The following is a 22,887-nucleotide window of genomic DNA, read 5'->3' as shown; positions in this document are numbered from 1 at the left end:
CCGGGCATCAACCATGATGCCCGTTCGGGTCAGGCTTGATTCAGATAGCTTTCGATATTGCTCATTTGTTCGTCCCAGCCACGGGAGTTCATCTTGAAGGCTTTCTGGCGCCGCGCTTCGGGGATCTGGTCAAAACCGGACTCGACGACCCGCAAGAGGATGCCTGGAGCGCGATCCTCAATCGTGAACTCCACCAGCGTCGGTGTTTCCTTGTCGTAGTCGACGCCCTCTTCCACTGCAAAAGGATGCCACCAGAAAGAAAACAGCGTTTGGGGCAGGATGCGTTCGATCCTGGCCTTCCACACGACATGTTCGTAACCTGGGTAGGTAATTGGCGCTTCGATGGTTTCTCCGGCCACAAAGGTTTTACCTTTAAGCGCGATACCGAACCAGTTACCAAATTGCTCGGCCTGCGTGAGTGCCTCCCAGACCTGTTTACGTGATGCGCTGAGCAGCACCTTGCGTTCGATGCGATCTAATACGTGCATGAGTCACCTCCTTCACTGAACACTAGGCGACATCAACCAATGCGCAACCTTGCGTTGTGCGCGATGATGATGACCCCCTCCTTGCCTGGCCATAGGTTATGACTGACCCACTGAATGGAAGTTGCTTGTGCAAAGGTGTGCGCTACCAAGTCGACAGCCTGGACATGCCCATCAGCCACTGCCACTGCGAAAGCTGCCGCAAGGCACACGCGGCCGCGTTTGTTGCCACGGCCGGGGTGATGCGTGAGCATTTTCGCTGGACGCAGGGTGAGGAGCTGCTGTCGTCCTTTGAATCTTCGCCGGGCAAATTCAGGCATTTCTGCTCGCGTTGCGGCGCGCATCTAATTGCTGAACGTGGGCATCAGCCCCACGTGATCGTGCGGGTGGCGACGCTAGATGATGATCCGGGCGCCAGGCCCACCTCGCATATCTGGACGGCCCATGAAGTGCCCTGGCTGGCCTATGACGGCGTAGCGCGCTGGGACGAGTGGAGGGTTTGAGTCAAACCCGTGGATCACCCGGTGCCTTGGCCGGCGCCGCATATTGCGGCTTGAGGTGGCCTTCCTGGTCGAGCAGCCAGGCATCCATGATCTGGCGCACCACAGGCCCGGCTACACGGCCGCCGGCCTCACCGTTTTCGATCATGACTGAAATCACGATTTTCGGATGTTCGGCCGGCGCGAAGCCGACGAACAAGGCGTTATCGCGATGCCGCTCCAAGGTCTTGTTGCGGTTGTAGCGCTCACCCTGTTTGATCGCCACCACCTGGGCGGTGCCACTCTTGCCGGCGATGCGGTATTGCGCGCCTTGCGCTGCCGCTCGGGCGATACCGCGGGGATCGTGCATCACCAATTGCATGCCGTGGTTGACCTGCTCCCAGTCACGCGGGTCCTTGAGCACCACGTTGGGCATTGGGTGCTCATCTACAGGCGCCACGCCATTGATGGTCTTGGCCAGGTGCGGGCGGTTCCATACACCTTTGTTGGCAATCAATGCTGTGGCCTGGGCCAATTGCAGTGGCGTCACCTGCATATAGCCTTGGCCAATGCCGAGGATCACGGTTTCGCCTGGGAACCACGGCTGGCGACGGGTCGCACGCTTCCAGGCTTGGGATGGCATCAGGCCGGCAGACTCTTCGAACATATCCAGGGACACTTTCTGGCCCAGGCCGAACTCGGCCAGATAGTCGTGCAGGCGGTCAATCCCGAGCTTATGGGCCAGGTCGTAGAAGTAAGTGTCGTTGGAACGCATGATGGCCGCGTCCATGTCCACCCAGCCGTCACCGCTGTGGTTCCAGTTGCGGTATTTATGGTCAAAGTCTGGCAACTGATAATAACCCGGGTCGAACACTCGGGTTTGTGGGGTAACGACACCGCTGTCGAGACCGGCAATGGCCACTTCCGGCTTGATGGTTGAACCTGGCGCGTAGAGCCCGCGTAGCACGCGGTTGAACAGCGGCCGGTCAATGGAGTCGTGCAGCGCGGCGTACTCCTTGAAGCTGATGCCGGTGACGAACAGGTTCGGATCGAAACTCGGTTTACTGACCATAGCCAGTACTTCACCGGTTTGCGGGTCCAGGGCGACCACTGAACCGCGACGGTCGCCCAAGGCCTCTTCGGCGGCTTCCTGTAGCTTGACGTCGAGGCTCAGGACGATGTTTTTGCCAGGGATCGGGTCGGTGTGCTTGAGCACGCGCAGCACACGGCCCTGTGCGTTGGTCTCGACCTCTTCATAACCGACATGGCCATGCAGTTCTGACTCGTAAAAGCGCTCGATTCCGGTTTTGCCGATGGATTGGGTACCGCGGTACTCCACCGAATCAAGGGTCTTGGATTCTTTTTCGTTGATGCGGCCAACGTAGCCGATGGAGTGGGCAAAGTGCGCGCCCAGGGGGTAATGGCGAACGAATTGTGGCTCGACGTCCACACCAGGTAGACGGAACTCGTTAACGGCCAAAACGGCGATCTGCTCTTCGGTCAATTCGTAGAACAACGTGACGGGAACAAACGGGTGACGGGCCTGCTTGAGCGCCTTATCAAACACCGCACGGTCTTCGGCAGGCAGGTGCAACAGATTGACGATTTCATCCAGCTCACCCTTGAGGTCGGCGGTGCGCTCACGGGTGATGGTCAGGTTATAACTAGGGCGGTTGTCGGCCAGCACCACGCCATTACGGTCATAGATCAAGCCGCGAGTCGGTGTGATGGGCAGTACGTGGACCCGGTTGTTTTCCGAAATTGTGGAGTGGTAGTCGTACTGCACCACCTGCAGGAAATACATGCGCCCTACCAGCGCACAGGTGATCCCAATCACCAGCACCGCACAGGCGAGCAAGCGCTTGTTGACCAGGCGGTTTTCTTTTTCGTGATCTTTGATAGGTATCGGTTCAGGCATTTCTACAGCATCTCGTTGGAAAAGGTCGACGCCGCATCCTGCGGATAAGGATCAATCCTTGTGAAAATGTGCTGCACCATAGCAAAAATGCAGAAACACTTTGTATCGAATTCCCTCAACGGCAGCTTATTTAATGTTGCCAGAAGCGCTGGAATTTTCGAGCGCCCAAAACAAAACCCCAACTGCTTTCGCAATTGGGGTTTCGGAATTTAATCTTGACGATGACCTACTCTCACATGGGGAAACCCCACACTACCATCGGCGATGCATCGTTTCACTGCTGAGTTCGGGATGGGATCAGGTGGTTCCAATGCTCTATGGTCGTCAAGAAATTCGGGTACTGAGTCGTGGCCAGCTGGCCTCGCTTCAGCAAATTGGGTATGTGATAGATCGTGGTGTTTTGTGAGCGTCGAACTTTCGGTTCATTGCGTCTTCACACACCGCAATCTGGTCTCTCTCGAGTTCGCAAATTGCTTGGGTGTTATATGGTCAAGCCTCACGGGCAATTAGTATTGGTTAGCTCAACGCCTCACAGCGCTTACACACCCAACCTATCAACGTCGTAGTCTTCGACGGCCCTTCAGGGAACTCAAGGTTCCAGTGAGATCTCATCTTGAGGCTAGTTTCCCGCTTAGATGCTTTCAGCGGTTATCTATTCCGAACATAGCTACCCGGCAATGCCACTGGCGTGACAACCGGAACACCAGAGGTTCGTCCACTCCGGTCCTCTCGTACTAGGAGCAGCCCCTCTCAAATCTCAAACGTCCACGGCAGATAGGGACCGAACTGTCTCACGACGTTCTAAACCCAGCTCGCGTACCACTTTAAATGGCGAACAGCCATACCCTTGGGACCGGCTTCAGCCCCAGGATGTGATGAGCCGACATCGAGGTGCCAAACACCGCCGTCGATATGAACTCTTGGGCGGTATCAGCCTGTTATCCCCGGAGTACCTTTTATCCGTTGAGCGATGGCCCTTCCATACAGAACCACCGGATCACTAAGACCTACTTTCGTACCTGCTCGACGTGTCTGTCTCGCAGTCAAGCGCGCTTTTGCCTTTATACTCTACGACCGATTTCCGACCGGTCTGAGCGCACCTTCGTACTCCTCCGTTACTCTTTAGGAGGAGACCGCCCCAGTCAAACTACCCACCATACACTGTCCTCGATCCGGATAACGGACCTGAGTTAGAACCTCAAAGTTGCCAGGGTGGTATTTCAAGGATGGCTCCACGCAGACTGGCGTCCACGCTTCAAAGCCTCCCACCTATCCTACACAAGCAAATTCAAAGTCCAGTGCAAAGCTATAGTAAAGGTTCACGGGGTCTTTCCGTCTAGCCGCGGATACACTGCATCTTCACAGCGATTTCAATTTCACTGAGTCTCGGGTGGAGACAGCGCCGCCATCGTTACGCCATTCGTGCAGGTCGGAACTTACCCGACAAGGAATTTCGCTACCTTAGGACCGTTATAGTTACGGCCGCCGTTTACCGGGGCTTCGATCAAGAGCTTCGCGTTAGCTAACCCCATCAATTAACCTTCCGGCACCGGGCAGGCGTCACACCCTATACGTCCACTTTCGTGTTTGCAGAGTGCTGTGTTTTTAATAAACAGTCGCAGCGGCCTGGTATCTTCGACCGGCATGAGCTTACGGAGCAAGTCCTTCACCCTCACCGGCGCACCTTCTCCCGAAGTTACGGTGCCATTTTGCCTAGTTCCTTCACCCGAGTTCTCTCAAGCGCCTTGGTATTCTCTACCCAACCACCTGTGTCGGTTTGGGGTACGGTTCCTGGTTACCTGAAGCTTAGAAGCTTTTCTTGGAAGCATGGCATCAACCACTTCGTTACCTGAAAGGTAACTCGTCATCAGCTCTCGGCCTTAGAATCCCGGATTTACCTAAGATTCCAGCCTACCACCTTAAACTTGGACAACCAACGCCAAGCTGGCCTAGCCTTCTCCGTCCCTCCATCGCAATAACCAGAAGTACAGGAATATTAACCTGTTTTCCATCGACTACGCTTTTCAGCCTCGCCTTAGGGACCGACTAACCCTGCGTCGATTAACGTTGCGCAGGAAACCTTGGTCTTTCGGCGTGGGTGTTTTTCACACCCATTATCGTTACTCATGTCAGCATTCGCACTTCTGATACCTCCAGCAAGCTTCTCAACTCACCTTCACAGGCTTACAGAACGCTCCTCTACCGCATCACTTACGTGATACCCGTAGCTTCGGTGTATGGTTTGAGCCCCGTTACATCTTCCGCGCAGGCCGACTCGACTAGTGAGCTATTACGCTTTCTTTAAAGGGTGGCTGCTTCTAAGCCAACCTCCTAGCTGTCTAAGCCTTCCCACATCGTTTCCCACTTAACCATAACTTTGGGACCTTAGCTGACGGTCTGGGTTGTTTCCCTTTTCACGACGGACGTTAGCACCCGCCGTGTGTCTCCCATGCTCGGCACTTGTAGGTATTCGGAGTTTGCATCGGTTTGGTAAGTCGGGATGACCCCCTAGCCGAAACAGTGCTCTACCCCCTACAGTGATACATGAGGCGCTACCTAAATAGCTTTCGAGGAGAACCAGCTATCTCCGAGCTTGATTAGCCTTTCACTCCGATCCACAGGTCATCCGCTAACTTTTCAACGGTAGTCGGTTCGGTCCTCCAGTTAGTGTTACCCAACCTTCAACCTGCCCATGGATAGATCGCCCGGTTTCGGGTCTATTCCCAGCGACTAGACGCCCTATTAAGACTCGCTTTCGCTACGCCTCCCCTATTCGGTTAAGCTCGCCACTGAAAATAAGTCGCTGACCCATTATACAAAAGGTACGCAGTCACCCAACAAAGTGGGCTCCCACTGCTTGTACGCATACGGTTTCAGGATCTATTTCACTCCCCTCTCCGGGGTTCTTTTCGCCTTTCCCTCACGGTACTAGTTCACTATCGGTCAGTCAGTAGTATTTAGCCTTGGAGGATGGTCCCCCCATATTCAGACAAAGTTTCTCGTGCTCCGTCCTACTCGATTTCATGACTAAGAGATTTTCGCGTACAGGGCTATCACCCACTATGGCCGCACTTTCCAGAGCGTTCCGCTAATCTCAAAGCCACTTAAGGGCTAGTCCCCGTTCGCTCGCCACTACTAAGGGAATCTCGGTTGATTTCTTTTCCTCAGGGTACTTAGATGTTTCAGTTCCCCTGGTTCGCCTCTTGCACCTATGTATTCAGTACAAGATAACCATCTTATGATGGCTGGGTTCCCCCATTCAGACATCTCCGGATCAAAGTCTGTTTGCCGACTCCCCGAAGCTTTTCGCAGGCTACCACGTCTTTCATCGCCTCTGACTGCCAAGGCATCCACCGTATGCGCTTCTTCACTTGACCATATAACCCCAAGCAATCTGGTTATACTGTGAAGACGACATTCGCCGAAAATTCGAATTTCTCAATTAAGAGAACTCACAAATTTTACCTTAGCCTGATCCGTTACCAGTGAAAGTAACGTTCAGTCTATCTTTCTATCACATACCCAAATTTTTAAAGAACGATCTAATCAAAGACTAGAAATCAATATTCGCTTCAGAATATTCATTTCTAAACTCTAACAGCAGAAGCAGTTAATGGTGGAGCCAAACGGGATCGAACCGTTGACCTCCTGCGTGCAAGGCAGGCGCTCTCCCAGCTGAGCTATGGCCCCATAACAAAATTGGTGGGTCTGGGCAGATTCGAACTGCCGACCTCACCCTTATCAGGGGTGCGCTCTAACCAACTGAGCTACAGACCCAATTTCGAGCGCGTAACTGATTAGCTAAGAGCTATCAGCTTGGAGCTTAAAGCTGCTTCTATCGTCTTCTTCAATGAATCAAGCAATTCGTGTGGGAACTTATGGAGCAGCTGATGTCGTCGATTAAGGAGGTGATCCAGCCGCAGGTTCCCCTACGGCTACCTTGTTACGACTTCACCCCAGTCATGAATCACACCGTGGTAACCGTCCTCCCGAAGGTTAGACTAGCTACTTCTGGTGCAACCCACTCCCATGGTGTGACGGGCGGTGTGTACAAGGCCCGGGAACGTATTCACCGCGACATTCTGATTCGCGATTACTAGCGATTCCGACTTCACGCAGTCGAGTTGCAGACTGCGATCCGGACTACGATCGGTTTTATGGGATTAGCTCCACCTCGCGGCTTGGCAACCCTCTGTACCGACCATTGTAGCACGTGTGTAGCCCAGGCCGTAAGGGCCATGATGACTTGACGTCATCCCCACCTTCCTCCGGTTTGTCACCGGCAGTCTCCTTAGAGTGCCCACCATAACGTGCTGGTAACTAAGGACAAGGGTTGCGCTCGTTACGGGACTTAACCCAACATCTCACGACACGAGCTGACGACAGCCATGCAGCACCTGTCTCAATGTTCCCGAAGGCACCAATCTATCTCTAGAAAGTTCATTGGATGTCAAGGCCTGGTAAGGTTCTTCGCGTTGCTTCGAATTAAACCACATGCTCCACCGCTTGTGCGGGCCCCCGTCAATTCATTTGAGTTTTAACCTTGCGGCCGTACTCCCCAGGCGGTCAACTTAATGCGTTAGCTGCGCCACTAAAAGCTCAAGGCTTCCAACGGCTAGTTGACATCGTTTACGGCGTGGACTACCAGGGTATCTAATCCTGTTTGCTCCCCACGCTTTCGCACCTCAGTGTCAGTATTAGTCCAGGTGGTCGCCTTCGCCACTGGTGTTCCTTCCTATATCTACGCATTTCACCGCTACACAGGAAATTCCACCACCCTCTACCATACTCTAGTCAGTCAGTTTTGAATGCAGTTCCCAGGTTGAGCCCGGGGATTTCACATCCAACTTAACAAACCACCTACGCGCGCTTTACGCCCAGTAATTCCGATTAACGCTTGCACCCTCTGTATTACCGCGGCTGCTGGCACAGAGTTAGCCGGTGCTTATTCTGTCGGTAACGTCAAAATTGCAGAGTATTAATCTACAACCCTTCCTCCCAACTTAAAGTGCTTTACAATCCGAAGACCTTCTTCACACACGCGGCATGGCTGGATCAGGCTTTCGCCCATTGTCCAATATTCCCCACTGCTGCCTCCCGTAGGAGTCTGGACCGTGTCTCAGTTCCAGTGTGACTGATCATCCTCTCAGACCAGTTACGGATCGTCGCCTTGGTGAGCCATTACCTCACCAACTAGCTAATCCGACCTAGGCTCATCTGATAGCGCAAGGCCCGAAGGTCCCCTGCTTTCTCCCGTAGGACGTATGCGGTATTAGCGTCCGTTTCCGAACGTTATCCCCCACTACCAGGCAGATTCCTAGGCATTACTCACCCGTCCGCCGCTCTCAAGAGAAGCAAGCTTCTCTCTACCGCTCGACTTGCATGTGTTAGGCCTGCCGCCAGCGTTCAATCTGAGCCATGATCAAACTCTTCAGTTCAAACATCTTTGGGTTTTTAAGAAACCCTAAACTTGGCTCAGCAATCGTTGGTTACATCTTTGATTTCTCGCGGAGTAACTTGTGATGCTGATAATCTTGTTGACTATCAGTCTGACTCCACAAGCACCCACACGAATTGCTTGATTCAGTTGTTAAAGAGCGATTGGTTAAGATCTTTCGTCTCAACCGAGGCGCGCATTCTACAGCATCCTCATTTGCTGTCAAGTGGTTATTTTCAGAAGTTTTCGAAGATTTCTTCAACAACTTCAACCACTTGCGCTTGCGATCTCTCGTAAGCGGGAGGCGAATTCTACAGCGTTACACGCTGCTGTCAATACCTCTTTTTCAACTTCCTTTTGGCTTCGATGAACTGAAGCAACTTGCTGTCGAGAACTTCGTAACTCATTGTTTACCAAGGAGTTTTCCGTTTCTACTGCGCCGGAAGTGGGGCGAATTATAGGCTTCCAGAATCTGCCGTCAACCCAATTATTCGGTTTTTCTATCAAAACCCTCAAAAACCCGATACTTCCACTATATAGATAGCTATGAGTCAGTATTTGAGCAATATATTGCTCATTCATTGACAGTTAAGCATCATAGCGCCACGTATTTATCGATCATGACTTCGGAAGAACTCCCGCAATGACCACCCCTCCTCGTAGCCTGGCATCCGCATTGTTTCCGATCGGCCTGCTATTGATCGCCATGGCGTCCATCCAATCCGGTGCGTCATTGGCCAAAAGCATGTTTCCTATTGTTGGCGCACAAGGCACCACTGCTCTGCGTTTGATTTTCGCCAGTGTGATCATGCTGGTGCTATTACGCCCATGGCGCGCCACGCTGACGGCCAAGTCCTTGCGCACGGTGATCATTTACGGGATGGCGCTGGGCGGCATGAACTTCCTCTTCTATATGTCCCTTCGTACCGTACCGCTGGGGATTGCAGTAGCACTCGAATTCACAGGCCCGCTTGCCGTCGCTATCTATGCCTCGCGCAGAGCTGTCGACTTCCTGTGGATTGCCCTGGCGATCATCGGCCTGCTGCTGTTAATTCCGATGGGCGAGGCCAGTAGCGGTATCGACTGGGTCGGCGCGGCTTACGCACTGGGCGCAGGCGGATGCTGGGCCCTCTATATTTTGTTCGGCCAAAAGGCTGGGAACGACAATGGTGTTCAGACCGCTGCACTCGGCGTGATGATTGCGGCCCTGTTCGTCGCACCGATCGGCATCGTGCATGCGGGCGCCGCGCTGCTGACGCCCGCCCTGATCCCTGTCGCCATTGGCGTCGCAATTCTGTCCACCGCCTTGCCCTACACCTTGGAGATGGTCGCACTGACTCGCCTTCCCGCTCGCACATTCGGCACGTTGATGAGTATCGAACCGGCGTTCGGCGCCCTCTCCGGCCTGTTCTTTCTGCATGAGCATTTATCCCTGGCCCAATGGCTGGCCATCACCTGCATTATCCTGGCTAGCGTAGGCGCGACGTTAACGATGCGCAACGAATCCAAACCACTGGTGCCTGCCGACTGATCATCTTTAAAGCCAGCTCTGGTATTTGCCGCTCATTTAGGCCATGTTTAGGCCGTAACCGAATGTCATTCATGGAGAATTTCGACACGGACAGCATGAACGCTTCGCTCGAGAGCGAGTAAAGCGGCTCTGTTCTTTTGCAGGGCGGCTATTAAGGATGGGAATGAAACGAATTTTGATACTGTTGCTGGTTGTGGGCATCGCTGGCTGTGCTGCAACCACAAAAACAGAAGTGAAACGGGGAAAAAAAGGGCTGCATATCAACTGTTCAGGCCTGTCCTCCTCCTGGGACCAGTGCTACACCAGTGCAGCCAACTCATGCGGTGCCAAGGGCTACCGGGTGATAGCCAAATCCGGCGATAACTCCGAAGAGCCTGGGGACTATCCTTTCGGCCTCAACCCAGCTGGCTATACCAGCCGCAGTATGATCGTCATCTGCAAATAGCTGCCCGAGCAGTCTTTCCTGACTGCTCATCTTAAATTCAGGCCAGTTGCGGCACGAAGGCTAAACTCCTGCTCGACCATCGAGCCAATGGAGTTCCCATGCCGCACAACAAGAAAATCGTATTAGTAGTGGGTGCGGGTGACGCGACCGGCGGCGCCATAGCCAAACGCTTTGCCCGCGAAGGCTACATCGCCTGCGTCACCCGTCGCAGCGCCGACAAACTGCAGCCCCTGGTAGACAGCATTCAGTTGGCGGGCGGTGAAGCCCATGGTTTTGCCTGTGATGCACGTAAAGAAGAGGACGTGATCGCACTGGTCGAGCAAATCGAAACCGAGTTGGGGCCTATTGAAGCGTTCGTCTTCAACATCGGCGCCAATGTGCCTTGCAGCATTCTGGAAGAAACCGCACGCAAGTACTTCAAGATCTGGGAGATGGCGTGCTTCTCCGGCTTCCTGAACGCACGGGAAGTCGCCAAGCGCATGGTCACGCGTAACCGCGGCACTATCCTGTTCACCGGAGCCACCGCCGGCTTGCGCGGAAGCGCGGGGTTTGCTGCCTTCGCTGGCGCCAAGCATGGGATACGCGCCCTGGCACAAAGCATGGCGCGGGAGTTAGGCCCGATGAACATCCATGTCGCCCATGTGGTGGTGGACGGTGCCATCGATACCGACTTCATTCGCGAGAACTTCCCGCAAAAATACGTCCTCAAGGATCAGGACGCCCTCCTCAACCCTGACCATATTGCCGACAACTACTGGTTCCTGCATCGCCAGCCACGGGACGCCTGGACGTTCGAACTGGACCTGCGCCCCTGGAATGAAACCTGGTGACTCCCTCTATAACAATAAGCAGTGAGTACAGACCATGAGTAAAACCCTGGAGTTCTTCTTTGATCTCGGCAGCCCCGCCACTTACCTGGCCTATACCCAGTTGCCGGCGCTGTGCGCTAAAACCGGCGCACAGGTGGTGTATCAACCGATGCTGTTGGGCGGTGTATTCAAGGCCACGGGCAATGCCTCGCCGATCATGGTGCCCGCCAAGGGGCGCTATATGCTCGATGACCTGGCGCGTTACGCCAAACGCTACAACGTGCCGCTCAGGTTCAACCCACACTTTCCCATCAATACCTTGGTGCTGATGCGCGCCGTCACCGGCATTCAAATCCACCAGCCTGAGCGCTTCCTCGACTTCATCGACTGCCTGTTCCGCGCACTCTGGGTGGAAGGCCGTCACCTGGGCGACCCAGAGGTCGTGGCCAATGTGCTCACCGAACAGGGGTTCGATCCCGAGCAGGTACTGGCCCTGTCCAATGATGCAGCCGTCAAGGACGCTCTCAAGGACAAAACCGAACAAGCCATTAAGCGCGGCGTGTTCGGCGCTCCCAGTTTCTTTGTAGGAAACCAGCTGTTCTTCGGCCAGGACCGCCTGGACTTTGTGCGTGAAGCCCTCAGCTAGGTGTTGATTGCAGCCGGCAATGCCTTGGCTGCAACCGATCAAATCGCCGCAGTGCGCACCTGCAACCATTCAAGCGCTGCACCATTGAGCAGCGGGCTCAAACGCTCACGCACCTGGGCGTGATACGCGTTGAACCATTCGCGCTCATCCGCCGTGAGCAACGACGGCTCCAGGCAGCGGGTATCAATTGGGCACAGGGTCAGGGTTTCGAACTTGAGGAATTCGCCAAACTCGGTCTTGCCCGCTTCACGGTTCAACACCAGGTTCTCAATGCGCACGCCCCAACGGCCAGGGCGATAAGTACCCGGTTCAATTGAAGTAATCATCCCTGGCTGCATCGCCGTTTGTGGCGCCGCAGCAGCCTGATAGGCAATGACCTGCGGACCTTCATGTACGTTGAGGAAATAACCCACGCCGTGGCCTGTGCCGTGACCGTAGTCCACGCCTTCTGCCCATATCGGCGCGCGGGCAATGGCATCCAGCAACGGTGAAAGAATGCCCTTGGGGAACTGCGCACGGGACAGAGCAATCACCCCCTTGAGCACCCGCGTGCAATCGCGTTTCTGCTCCTCACTCGGTGTACCGATAGGCACCATCCGCGTGATGTCCGTGGTTCCGCCCAGGTATTGGCCGCCCGAGTCGATCAACAGCAAGCCATCACCTTCGATCAGCGCATGCTCTTCTTCGGTGGCGTGGTAATGCGGCATCGCGCCGTTGGCGTTGAAGGCGGCAATGGTGTTGAAACTCAGCGATACATAGCCTGGGCGGCGGGTACGTGCAGCGGTCAGGTGTTCGTCAATCGTCAGTTCGGTAATGCGCTCGCGACCCAGGGCGCTGTCGAGCCAGGCAAAGAATTCGCACAGCGCCGCACCATCCTGCTCCATGGCTTGGCGGATATGTTCCGCATCCGCCAGGCTCTTGCGGGATTTAGCCAGTGTGGTGGGGTTGAGGCCTTCAACCAGCTTGACGCCCGCGTCGAGGTTTTCCAGCAAGCCGGCGGTGACGCGGGCAGGGTCTACTTGCAAGCTTGCGCCCGCCGGTACCGCTCGCAGCGCTTGCGCCACCTCGCTGTAATCACGCAGGGTCACGCCATCCTGCTCAAGCACCGCCCGCAGTTGCGCATCGACCTTGCCCAACGCCACAAACAAAGTGGCCTGTTGCTGATTGATCAAGGCAAAGGACACAAACACCGGATTGAACGACACATCAGCGCCGCGCAGGTTGAATAGCCAGGCGATGTCATCCAGCGTCGCGATGAAATGCCAATCGGCGCCCTTGTCTTTCAAACTGGCACGCAATGCGGCCAGTTTCTCGCCACGACTGACGGTGGCTTGGGGCGGCAGATGCTGATAGATCGGCTGGTTCGGCAACGCTGGGCGGTCTTGCCAGACTTCATCGAGCACATCGATATCGGTACGCAGACGCGCGCCACGCTCGGCCAATTTGCCACCCAGGGTACGTGCCGAGGCCACGGCCATGACCGCACCGTCCACCGCCACCACGCCACCCTCAGGGGTTTGCTCGGCCAGCCACTCCAGCGGCCCGGGCTGACCCGGTTGCAGCTTCACCAGCTCGATACCGCTGCCCTTGAGCTCCTTGGTCGCCTGTTCCCAATAACGGCTATCCGCCCAGACCCCGGCGAACTCCGCCGTGACGATCAGAGTGCCCACCGAGCCATGAAAACCGGACAACCACTGGCGCCCTTGCCAGTAACCCGGCAAATATTCGGACAAATGCGGGTCCGCCGATGGCACCAGCAAGGCATGAATGCCTTCGCGGCGCATCAGTTCACGGGTGTGCGCCAGGCGCTGGGGAACCGTTCCATGGGTCAAAGGCTGCGTACTCATTGTGTCTCCTGCTAACCACTAATAATTGTTATGTACTGCGATGATAAATCAGACTGCCCAGAACGCTGGCGCACTCGCCAATGCGGCCTTGATCAACTGCGCGGCCTGGTCGATATCCTGTTCGGTGGTAAACCTGCCCAGGCTCAAGCGAATAGTGCGAGCGGCACTGCGAGCGTCATGCCCCAAGGCCAGAAGCACATGGGACGGCGCATTGCTGGCCGAATTGCACGCCGAAGTCGCGGAAAAGGCAATGCCTGCACTCAATGCGGCTGAATTGAATTCGCCTTCGCTGAAGGTAAGGCTCAATGTGTGTGGAATACGCTGGGTTGAGCTGCCATTAAGACGCAAGCCGGCAACCGACGCCAATTGATCCAGCAAGCGCTGGCGCAGCGCGACAATCGTGGCCTTCTCATCCTCGAAAGACGCCGCCGCCAGAGCAAACGCCGCGCCCATGCCGGCAATCTGATGAGTCGCCAGGGTGCCGGAGCGCAAACCGCCTTCGTGGCCCCCCCCGTGAATCTGCGCCAATACCTTCTGCTGCGCCCGAGGCCCGACATATAACGCGCCGATACCCTTGGGCCCATACAGCTTGTGAGCAGAGAACGACATCAAGTCCACCGGCCACCGGGCCAGGTCGATAGCCACTTTGCCTGCCCCTTGCGCCGCGTCCACATGGAACAACGCGCCGTGCTCACGTACCCGCGCACCAATGGCCGGGATATCGTTGAGGGTGCCCAGTTCGTTGTTGACCAGCATCAGCGAGACAAGAAAGGTATCCTCGCGCAAGGCTTCGCTGACCGCTTCGACGCTGATCAAGCCGTCTGCATCCGGTACCAGGTAAGTCACTGCCACTCCGGCTTCCTGCAATTGCCGCGCGGTGTCCAGCGTGGCCTTGTGTTCGATCTGGCTGGTGATGATATGCCCACCCGCCACACCACGGGCCTGGGCCACGCCCTTGAGCGCAAGGTTGTTGGATTCCGTGGCACCGGAGGTCCAGACTATCTGCTCGGGCTCGGCCACCACCAACTCGGCTACCTGGCGACGCGCCTGTTCAACCTTCTGCCGGGCCGCTTGGCCGAATGCATGGGAACTGGACGCAGGGTTGCCGAAGTGGGCGTTGAAACCCAGACAATCGACCATCACCTGGATAACTCGCTCATCCACCGGCGTGGTGGCGGCGTAGTCGAAATACAGCGGACGTTTATTCATGAGGTTAAAACTCGCAGAGCGTATTCCCAAGAACAGCGTCTCGGGGGGCATCGACCAGAACAGAGGTCGTCAGGTTTAACCGATCGAATGCCATTAAAGAAGGTAACTTTATTTAAATGTGCGTAGGAACGCTCCTGGAATTGAGCTTAACAGGCTGAAGTAGCCCCATGGCAAACAAAAAGCCCGAGGTTCCTTGTGGGAAACCTCGGGCTTTTTGCTGCATGAAGCGCGCTCAACTGGGCCGACCATGCAAAACCACGCTGCGCTCGGCGTTCATTTCACCCTGGTGATCAAAGCCGAAGGGCTTTGGCTGGCCAAGCAACGCGGCGCGTTGGCGTTGATAGTCGTCAAACGACAAGCCGCGACGGCCCAGGGCCTCCAAAGCCAACTGCTTGGTTTCCTCGGCCGTATAAGGGCGCATTTCCGGGGATGGCTGGGTCGCACACCCCGCAAGGACAGAGGTGACAAGTAAAAGGGAAACAGCGAGGAAACGGTTCATGGCGATGGCCCTGCGAAGATGGTTTCGAGTCAATGAACACAGGCTACTCCCGCCCCTTCTCGCTGAAAAATCATCGTCCGTGATAGTCGCTATCACGCGTATCGGCGTCCACAGGGGGAACGCCTTTATATTCATTTAAGTTCTATAAATATAGAAACACCTTCATTTACGAATTAAGACGATACCTCTATAAAGACCTTGCGCGCAGCCCACTGTCCACCCGGCAACAGCCCTTCAACAAAGCTTGAATTCCCATGAGAGGTCACCATGCAGCTGTTCACCCTGCCGCCCTCGCCTGCCCTCGCGACCTCGATCCGCGCCACAGCCCAGGTCTTCGAAGACCCAAAGTCCCAGGCCCTGCTCGACCATATCCAGCAAGTGGCCCCCAGCGAGGCCAGCGTGCTGATCATCGGCGAAACCGGCACCGGCAAAGAGCTTGTTGCGCGGCATATCCACCACCTCAGTACGCGGCGAAATCGGCCCTTCGTGGCAGTGAACTGCGGGGCTTTTTCGCAAGCACTAGTGGAAGCCGAGTTGTTCGGCCATGAGAAAGGCGCCTTTACCGGTGCCCTCAGCGCCAAGGCCGGCTGGTTCGAAGAGGCTGACGGCGGCACCTTGTTTCTGGATGAGATCGGCGATTTGCCGATGGCCATCCAGGTCAAACTGCTGCGGGTGCTACAGGAGCGTGAGGTGGTGCGCCTGGGTTCGCGCAAAAGCATTGCAATCGATGTGCGAGTCCTGGCCGCCACCAATGTACAACTGGAACAGGCCATCAACGCCGGGCATTTCCGTGAAGACCTCTACTACCGCCTCAATGTAGTCAGCCTGGAACTGAGCCCGCTGCGCGAACGTACCGGCGATATCCTGCCGCTGACCCGGCACTTCATCCAAACCTACAGCCAGCGCCTGGGCTACGGTCCGATCAGCGTGAGCCACGAGGCCGAGCACAAGCTCAAGCGCTACAGCTGGCCGGGTAATATCCGTGAGCTGGAAAACGTGATTCATCACACCCTGCTGGTCTGCCGCAACGCTGTGATCGAACCCGACGACCTGCGCCTGTCGAACCTGCGCATCGAACGCCAGAACGACAGCGACACCGATACCTGTGCAGAAGCCCTGCTGGCGCGGGCGTTTCAAAGGCTCTTCGAGGAACAGTCCGGCGCCCTGCATGAAAAGGTCGAGGACGCCTTATTGCGCGCTGCTTATCACTTCAGCCACTACAACCAAGTACACACCGCCACCTTGCTGGGACTGAGCCGCAACGTCGCTCGCGCTCGCCTGATCAAGATCGGCGAACTGGCGGTCAACAAGCGCAGGCCCGGGAAAAATGCGCAAGGCGAACGGATGCTGCACCTATCCATTTAGTCGGCAGTGCAAGGCATCGTCCTGACTGCGCTCAAAACTGCGCAGTACCTGGAATGCGCCAAAGGTCACGGCCGTGGCCCGGTGGGCGCGGATCAGCGTCCAGAAATCTTCGCCGCCCTGCTCAAAACATTTGAAGGCCGCCTCACCCTCTTCCCGCGATTGCCATTGCAAGTAATTGAGCACCCTGCGTCCGTCATCGCTGACCTGTACGCTGGCACTCAAGAAGCCGCCATGGCGCACGGCCAGACGCTCGCTCTGGGTGGTCAAGGCGGCCACCAGGGCGGATTGCTGACGGGGTTCGATGTGAAATTCGATCAGCTGAGTGAAGCTGCGACTCTTCTCTGATACCTGCATGAAAACCCCCTCTCTCTGTAGGAAGAATCTTGCGATTCGATGCCACGCAGGGTAAAACCTCTAGTTAAGTCGAGGTCAAGCACTGTTTGGGAGCCTTACATGCTCAGCAACGAACTCAGCGTCGGTCAGTTGGCCGCTCGCAGCGGCGTGGCGGTCACCGCGCTGCACTTCTACGAATCCAAAGGGCTGATCAAGAGCAATCGCAATGCCGGCAATCAACGACGATATCCACGGGATGTACTGCGCCGGGTGGTGCTGATCAAAATCGCCCAACGTCTGGGCATTCCGCTGGCGACCATTGGCGAGGCCTTGCGGGCCCTGCCCGATGGGCGCACACCGAACGCTCACGACTGGGAACGGCTGTCGGCGTTGTGGCGTGAAGATCTGGATGAGCGCATCAACAAACTGATGCTGCTGCGCGACAAGCTCAATGGTTGCATCGGGTGCGGGTGCCTGTCGATGGAGGCGTGCCCGCTGCGCAATCACGATGACCAGCTGGGTGAGCGTGGCCCTGGTGCGCAGTTGCTGGAGCCCACGCCTGATGCTGATCGGTAAAGCCAGTTGCGCAATGCAACGTGACCTATAGTGAAAAGGCTGAAACCCATAACCACAATCAAAGGAGAACGTTATGAGCGTTAAACCTATTCCCGAGGGTTATCACGGCATTACCCCCTATCTGGGCATCAACGAGGCCGCAAAGGCGATCGAGTTCTACAAGAAGGCCTTTGGCGCCTCAGTGTTCATGCGCCTGGACATGCCCGACGGCAGGGTCGGCCATGCGGAGCTGCGTATTGGCGAAGCGGTGATCATGCTGGGCACGCCCTGCGATGAAACGGCCCTGCGCAATCCGGACGCGCATCCCAGTGTCGGTTTGCACCTGTATGTGAATGATGTGGACGCACAATTCAAACAAGCGGTTGATGCCGGCGCCAGCGCAGTGTCCGAGCCGCAGGATCAGTTCTATGGGGATCGCTCGGCGAGTGTGACGGATCCGTTCGGGCACCTGTGGTTCCTGGCCACCCATAAGGAGGACCTGACCGAGGAGCAAATCCGCCAGCGTGCCATGGAGATGTTCAAGCAACATTAACCCTGTGGGCGTGAGCTTGCTCGCGCCTGCAACACGCCACGCCTTGCCCCAGGTTCCAACCGGCCTGCTCCGGCAAAGTAAAGGCCTGCGTGGCGTTGGAACACTTCAAGGGTTTGTCGATCTGACACCCCGGTAGGCATTGCGCCCCAGCCATATCGTCATGACCAACAAGGCGGTCAATGGCAGCCCATGGAACAACACGATCACCTGGGCCGGCGTCCACGTCACATAGAACGGCCCGACCACCAGCATGCCCACGCCAAAACCGGCCATCTGGATCAGGGTCAAGAGGCTGAACAGCGGCAAGCGCAAGCTATCGGGCTCGCTTTGCGCACGGGAGATCAACGCCACCTCGGACAATCCATCGCCCAGCCCCGCCCACACCACCAGCAACAGCGCCAGCCACAGTTCGGTCTGCTGGAATGTCAGGATAAAGCCGCTGGACATCAACGCCACACCGAGCATGAACAAGCGCTCCATGCCTTGGGTGCCACGACCTTTCAACACTGCACTGGCGATGCGCGCGCCAACAAACTTGCCACAGGCCCACACGGCCAGCAGATAGCCCATGACCGTTTTGGCCGTGTCCGGTGAAATGTACTGCGACAGCACTGGCCAACCGACGTTATGGGCCGCGCTGCCGAGGGTGTCTAACATGCTGATCAGCAACATCGCGGCCAGCACCGGCGCACCGCGCAACCCCTTGGTCAGCTCATGCCATTCGGCGGCGAGTCCGCGATGCGCGGCAACAGCAACGCTAAACAACGCGCGCAAGGGCAAGACCAGGCAAGCGGCAATCACATAGGTGCCGATGTTGACCGCAAACACCGCTTCAAATCCGCCCGTGGCGATCAGCAAGCCGGAGAGCAAACTGCCGAAGACCGCGCCGGTGGCGGCCGCCGAGGTGATCCATGCGTTGGTATTCACCCGCTGCTCAAGCGCGACCCAAGTGGGCAACTGACTGTTGAGGCCAATGGCAAACAGCGAATTGCACAGGCCGATACCGAAGGCGATAAAGGGAAGAAGGGTAAGTTGATGGGCCGGTAACAACACCAGCAGCGGCATCAGCAACAGCGCCCGGGCCAGGTCCAACCCCGCCAACGTCCCACGCCCGGCAAACCGCCGGAAAAACGGAATGCCAAACAGGCTCGCGACAATCCCGCCGGTGACCCGGCACGCCAGGAAGATGCTGACAAACACCACGCTCTGGCTGAGCCAGTACACATAAGTGGACAACGCCACCATGTTAAGGAATGCGCCAAAATCCGACACACCGCGGGCAAAGATGATCAGGCGAGCGTTGCGGGTCGACAGATTCAGTTGTTGATCGTGACTCATGCAGGCTGTGCCCCCTCGACAGTGCGCAGGCTTACCAAGAGCACATCGCGCCAGGCCGGTTCCGTCTCTACCCGCGGTCGCACCTCCCCGGCCCGATGGTAGAACCCACGGTCGTTGATCACGATAGTCTCCAGAAATTTCTCCATCGGCAGTTTCAGTAGCCGGCTGTGCTCCGTTTCGTCGGCAAACACCTCCGACACCACCGGCACCGTGTTGCATTCGCCAATAAAGTGCATGAACACCCAATCCAGGCCGTCCTGGTGAATCCCCGATGTGGTCGGGCTGCTCGATGACACGTCCGCCCGCACCCGGAACTGATGGATATCGATCGTATAGGTCTGTTCGCCCAGGTGCGGGGCAATCACCGCGAGGTCCGTCGCCAGCAGCTTGTGCATGAGGGGATGCTCGATAAAGCCCTCCTCGCTATAGCTCAGGTGATTCACGCCCTGGCGATAGTTCACCGCGTAGGTGACCGGCGATTTGAACGCCGTATTCCTGTCGATCTGCAATTGCCGTGACGGTAACAGACGATAGCGCAAGATGCGCCGTTCGCGGTGGGTGTAAGTCCTGAACGCCTCGTCGCGCACCAGGTTATCCCAATACGCGCGAAAGCTTTGTTCCTCACCGGGTTCAACGTTGACCAGTTCGCGAAAGTCCGGGCGATGACAGAAGTGATGTTCGCGCAAAAGCGCCGAGATCTGAGGGATGTCCATATCGCTATCCTGCAACCGGTGGATCGATGAGGATGCGCAGATGTTGCTGCAACGCATCGTGCAAGGCATGGGCGTCGGCGGCATTGCCAACCTGGGCCCAGCATTTGAGCAAATAATGCTCCTCGATATCCGCGTCAATGTAGTGGCCGGGGTCCTGCGGGGCGTATTCCAGCACCGAGCGGTGTTGGTCGAGGAACTGCAGGCCGTCAATGCCCCTGAAAAGGCCACTGTGCTGCGGATAAATCGCCAGCATCGCGTAGTGTTGCCCCGCATCGGCAACCTTATGTGCGCCAGCCTCCAACTGTGCATTGATGCCCTTCTCGCCCAACAACAATCCCATGTACAGCTGATAAGGATCGATACCGGCCAGGTCGCGGAACGCCGAGTTCACATACAGTCCGCCCAGGCGCGGGTTGATCTCGATGGCCACCGGCCCTGCGTCCGTCATGCGAAACTCGAAATGCACCACAGCGTTGGTCAGGCCCACCGCGTGCAGGCAGTCCACCGCGTACTGGCGGATCTGCTCGCACTGGGCCTGGCTGAACGACGTCGGCGGGGAAATCAGCAGGTTCTCCAGGACCGTGCCGCTGCGCTCGGTCAGCAGCAGTTTTTCATTGATCAGCAGCGGATGGACACGCTCGCCGACAATCACACATTCCACACTGCCTTCGATGCCAGGAATATAACCTTCCAGCAGAATGCTGTGGCCTGGCAAGTATTCACGCCGCAGCCCATCCTCAAGCGGCAGGGCGTGCGCACAGCCGTAGAAGTCCGCATAAGCGGCGGCGCCATGATCACTTACGAAATGCCAATAGTGGCTGCGTAGCTCCTCCCAGCTCGAGCATTTTTTGATAAACGCCGAAGCCCCGCCAAAGGGCGGTTTGGCGATCAGTGGATAACCCACGCGCTCGGCGCCTTGCTGGAGTTCCTGTTCGTTGTTGCACAGCACGAACGGTACCGAACGCAATTCATGCTGTTTCAACACGCGGCGCATCAAGAACTTGTTATTGCACGCGGCAATCGCCTCCGGGTGGCTGTAGACCAAGCCCAACCGCTGACACGCCTGCGCAACGATACAGCCCACCTCCCCTTGTGCGGACGGGTGCCCGGCCTGGCAGAAAATCCCACGCACCTGATAACGCCCGTCCAACTGTCCGACCAACTCCAGGACAGACTGCTCACTGAGCGTTTCGAGCAGGAACACTTCGTCACTGTCGTCCCTGAGGCGTTGCAGGTGCTTGCGCCCCGCCACGGCGGCCGTCAAACACGCCAAACCGTGGGCGCGGGCCACCGTGAAATGCGGTTCCCGGTAGCGGTAGCGAGCGCAAGCACCGTCATCTACATCAATAAACAGAATCGCATCCTGTTTCATACCGCATCCTGCCAACTGCACCATTGGCCCTCCCAGTTGCGAAAACGGTAAGTCCGCTGCCCATCGCGGACTTCAAAATGCGGTAAGTCTTCAGGCTTTTCAAAGTCCAACAATGGCACGGTGAACTTGCCTTGTGCATGCGGCAGTACATACTCGGGCAGGGCAATATTCGATACACGGCGTTTGAGCCGATCCATGATGGCGATGGCTTGGCTGATCGACGCCTTATACTCTGAAGCACCGGGTGAAAACGGCATGAAGTGATATAAGTAATATGGCTTTACGCCCAAACGATAAAGATCAATGAATAATTTATGCAACGTCGCTTCATCATCATTCACGCCACGCAACAGCGGCATGTTAGAGAATACAATCGGGACCACACCCTGAATCCGTTTAACCGCGACGGCAAAATCAGCACTGAGCTCAAGCGGGTGGCAGACATGCACACCAAATGCATTGACCTTGTACTTCTCCAGCATCGCCACCAACTCATCGGTCACGCGAAACGGGTTGAAACTCAAGGCCCGTGAATGAATGCGTATCAGCAGATCATCACGAATGCCGCGCAATGCGGCCAGCATCTCCTCAAGCTTGCGGTCGGCCAGCATCAGTGGGTCACCGCCGCTGAGAATCACCTCTTCAATCGCTGGGTTACCGCGGATGTACTCCACCGAATCCTTGAACGAGTCAGTGTTGGCGTTAGCTTTGTCGGTGCCCACCTGCAGCGTGCGCAGCGCCTCGAAACAGAACTGGCAATAGGCATTGCACGTGTTGGTGGTGCGCAGGATCACGCGGTTGTCGTACTTGTGCTGGCAGATGGGCGTCTTCATCTCATGATTGAGTTCCCAGTTTTCGGAACTGCCGTCGTAGTCGCCCTGCACCTGTTCGCTCCAATACGGTACTACCTGGCGCCACAGGGGGTGGTCCATCACCTCTGCGCTGGTGAGTGAACGCTTGATTAAATCAATGTAATAAGGCGTGATCTGCATCTTGCGATCTTGCAAGTTGTGCTCGATATGCGCCGTTGTGGCCTCGTCCCATCCACCGCAGGCATTGCGCAGTGCAGGTTCATCGCGGATGGCATTCTTCTGCTGCCAACGCCAGTCTTGCCATTGAACTGAACGATGCATGGCTTGATCAAAAATCGACATGAGTTTGAACTCTCTGTTAAGGCATAGGGACGCGTACTTTTCCAGCACAGGAAAAGTATGATTCGCAGCAATGACAATCGACGGGCAGGCGACAGACCACAATCAAGTAACTAACTTGATCACCGGCACCAGAGAGATATAACAGTTCACCACGTGATGGCGCGAATAAACGACTAGCACGGTCATGCGATTAACTTCC

General features: G+C 56.4%; 18 protein-coding genes, 2 tRNA genes and 3 rRNA genes. 8 read left to right on the top strand and 15 right to left on the bottom strand.

Annotated elements, in window-relative coordinates; translation table 11 throughout:
• Nucleotides 1-29: 29 nt before the first annotated feature.
• Nucleotides 30-488, bottom strand: coding sequence for an SRPBCC family protein (locus AB4P90_RS10910; protein ID WP_019818740.1), 459 nt, complete (start codon nucleotides 486-488; stop codon nucleotides 30-32).
• A 98-nt stretch (nucleotides 489-586) separates the two neighbouring features.
• Between AB4P90_RS10910 and AB4P90_RS10905 the strand changes: the two genes are divergently transcribed.
• The gene (locus tag AB4P90_RS10905; RefSeq protein ID WP_032873644.1) at nucleotides 587-988 is read left to right on the top strand and encodes a GFA family protein; all 402 of its coding nucleotides are present in this window, start codon (nucleotides 587-589) and stop codon (nucleotides 986-988) included.
• A 1-nt stretch (nucleotide 989) separates the two neighbouring features.
• On the opposite strand, the gene mrdA is transcribed toward AB4P90_RS10905, so the two are convergent.
• The 6 genes from mrdA to AB4P90_RS10875 all read right to left on the bottom strand — a co-directional run bounded on the left by mrdA (nucleotide 990) and on the right by AB4P90_RS10875 (nucleotide 8,320).
• Nucleotides 990-2,882, bottom strand: coding sequence for a penicillin-binding protein 2 (gene mrdA, locus AB4P90_RS10900; protein WP_014717825.1), 1,893 nt, complete (start codon nucleotides 2,880-2,882; stop codon nucleotides 990-992).
• Nucleotides 2,883-3,095: 213 nt separating this feature from the next.
• Nucleotides 3,096-3,211 (bottom strand): 5S ribosomal RNA (gene rrf / locus AB4P90_RS10895).
• A 156-nt stretch (nucleotides 3,212-3,367) separates the two neighbouring features.
• Nucleotides 3,368-6,259 (bottom strand): 23S ribosomal RNA (locus AB4P90_RS10890).
• Nucleotides 6,260-6,496: 237 nt separating this feature from the next.
• Nucleotides 6,497-6,572 (bottom strand) — tRNA-Ala (locus tag AB4P90_RS10885).
• A 10-nt stretch (nucleotides 6,573-6,582) separates the two neighbouring features.
• A tRNA-Ile gene (locus AB4P90_RS10880) sits at nucleotides 6,583-6,659 on the bottom strand.
• Between the two features lie 124 nt (nucleotides 6,660-6,783).
• A 16S ribosomal RNA gene (locus AB4P90_RS10875) occupies nucleotides 6,784-8,320 on the bottom strand.
• Together the 16S, 23S and 5S rRNA genes with 2 tRNA genes alongside form the textbook arrangement of a ribosomal RNA operon.
• Before the next feature lie 642 nt (nucleotides 8,321-8,962).
• Between AB4P90_RS10875 and rhtA the strand changes: the two genes are divergently transcribed.
• From rhtA to AB4P90_RS10855, 4 genes are all read left to right on the top strand, one after another.
• A complete protein-coding gene (rhtA, locus tag AB4P90_RS10870) occupies nucleotides 8,963-9,850 on the top strand; it encodes a threonine/homoserine exporter RhtA (RefSeq protein ID WP_014717824.1) in 888 nt (295 codons plus the stop codon).
• 163 nt (nucleotides 9,851-10,013) lie between these two features.
• Nucleotides 10,014-10,295, top strand: a complete 282-nt coding sequence (locus AB4P90_RS10865; RefSeq protein WP_003190182.1) for a hypothetical protein — start codon at nucleotides 10,014-10,016, stop codon at nucleotides 10,293-10,295.
• 98 nt (nucleotides 10,296-10,393) lie between these two features.
• A complete protein-coding gene (locus tag AB4P90_RS10860) occupies nucleotides 10,394-11,125 on the top strand; it encodes an SDR family oxidoreductase (RefSeq protein WP_395605882.1) in 732 nt (243 codons plus the stop codon).
• A gap of 34 nt (nucleotides 11,126-11,159) precedes the next feature.
• A complete protein-coding gene (locus AB4P90_RS10855; RefSeq protein WP_032901924.1) occupies nucleotides 11,160-11,750 on the top strand; it encodes a 2-hydroxychromene-2-carboxylate isomerase in 591 nt (196 codons plus the stop codon).
• A 38-nt stretch (nucleotides 11,751-11,788) separates the two neighbouring features.
• Here the strand turns inward: AB4P90_RS10855 and AB4P90_RS10850 are convergent, their stop codons facing one another.
• The 3 genes from AB4P90_RS10850 to AB4P90_RS10840 form a co-directional block, all read right to left on the bottom strand.
• Entirely contained in the window at nucleotides 11,789-13,597 is a 1,809-nt protein-coding gene (locus AB4P90_RS10850) for an aminopeptidase P family protein (RefSeq protein ID WP_032901925.1), read from the bottom strand.
• Between the two features lie 48 nt (nucleotides 13,598-13,645).
• On the bottom strand, nucleotides 13,646-14,806 hold the full coding sequence (locus AB4P90_RS10845; protein WP_395605881.1) for a cysteine desulfurase family protein: 1,161 nt from the start codon (nucleotides 14,804-14,806) through the stop codon (nucleotides 13,646-13,648).
• Nucleotides 14,807-15,038: 232 nt separating this feature from the next.
• Complete coding sequence (locus tag AB4P90_RS10840; protein ID WP_032904559.1) at nucleotides 15,039-15,305, bottom strand: lipoprotein; 267 nt, start codon at nucleotides 15,303-15,305, stop codon at nucleotides 15,039-15,041.
• Nucleotides 15,306-15,572: 267 nt separating this feature from the next.
• On the opposite strand from AB4P90_RS10840, the gene AB4P90_RS10835 reads away from it, so the two are divergent.
• Nucleotides 15,573-16,670, top strand: a complete 1,098-nt coding sequence (locus tag AB4P90_RS10835; RefSeq protein ID WP_019817255.1) for a sigma-54-dependent Fis family transcriptional regulator — start codon at nucleotides 15,573-15,575, stop codon at nucleotides 16,668-16,670.
• Here the strand turns inward: AB4P90_RS10835 and AB4P90_RS10830 are convergent.
• Complete coding sequence (locus AB4P90_RS10830; protein WP_019817256.1) at nucleotides 16,659-17,024, bottom strand: antibiotic biosynthesis monooxygenase; 366 nt, start codon at nucleotides 17,022-17,024, stop codon at nucleotides 16,659-16,661. The genes AB4P90_RS10835 and AB4P90_RS10830 overlap by 12 nt on opposite strands.
• A 99-nt stretch (nucleotides 17,025-17,123) precedes the next feature.
• On the opposite strand from AB4P90_RS10830, the gene soxR reads away from it, so the two are divergent.
• Together soxR and AB4P90_RS10820 are read left to right on the top strand one after the other, a co-directional pair.
• On the top strand, nucleotides 17,124-17,579 hold the full coding sequence (soxR, locus tag AB4P90_RS10825; protein ID WP_014717816.1) for a redox-sensitive transcriptional activator SoxR: 456 nt from the start codon (nucleotides 17,124-17,126) through the stop codon (nucleotides 17,577-17,579).
• 73 nt (nucleotides 17,580-17,652) lie between these two features.
• Nucleotides 17,653-18,111 carry a VOC family protein gene (locus tag AB4P90_RS10820; protein WP_014717815.1) on the top strand — a complete coding sequence of 153 codons (459 nt, stop codon included), beginning with the start codon at nucleotides 17,653-17,655 and terminating at the stop codon, nucleotides 18,109-18,111.
• A 105-nt stretch (nucleotides 18,112-18,216) separates the two neighbouring features.
• On the opposite strand, the gene AB4P90_RS10815 is transcribed toward AB4P90_RS10820, so the two are convergent.
• From AB4P90_RS10815 to AB4P90_RS10800, 4 genes are read right to left on the bottom strand one after another with little or no spacing between them, the layout of a single operon-like run.
• Complete coding sequence (locus AB4P90_RS10815; protein WP_014717814.1) at nucleotides 18,217-19,449, bottom strand: MFS transporter; 1,233 nt, start codon at nucleotides 19,447-19,449, stop codon at nucleotides 18,217-18,219.
• Nucleotides 19,446-20,162: a 2OG-Fe dioxygenase family protein gene (locus AB4P90_RS10810; RefSeq protein ID WP_102666702.1), complete on the bottom strand. Its 717-nt coding sequence runs from the start codon at nucleotides 20,160-20,162 to the stop codon at nucleotides 19,446-19,448. The genes AB4P90_RS10815 and AB4P90_RS10810 overlap by 4 nt, the downstream gene beginning before the upstream one ends.
• Nucleotides 20,163-20,166: 4 nt before the next feature.
• Nucleotides 20,167-21,534, bottom strand: a complete 1,368-nt coding sequence (locus AB4P90_RS10805) for an acetyl-CoA carboxylase biotin carboxylase subunit family protein (protein WP_032901928.1) — start codon at nucleotides 21,532-21,534, stop codon at nucleotides 20,167-20,169.
• Nucleotides 21,531-22,688, bottom strand: coding sequence for a KamA family radical SAM protein (locus AB4P90_RS10800; protein ID WP_014717811.1), 1,158 nt, complete (start codon nucleotides 22,686-22,688; stop codon nucleotides 21,531-21,533). Before AB4P90_RS10800 ends, AB4P90_RS10805 begins: the two co-directional genes overlap by 4 nt.
• Nucleotides 22,689-22,887: the final 199 nt, after the last annotated feature.

The organism is Pseudomonas sp. B16120, assembly GCF_044218845.1.
Lineage (GTDB): Bacteria > Pseudomonadota > Gammaproteobacteria > Pseudomonadales > Pseudomonadaceae > Aquipseudomonas > Aquipseudomonas paracarnis.
Note: the sequence above shows the minus strand (reverse complement) of the source record. Positions and strands in the feature narration are given on the sequence as shown.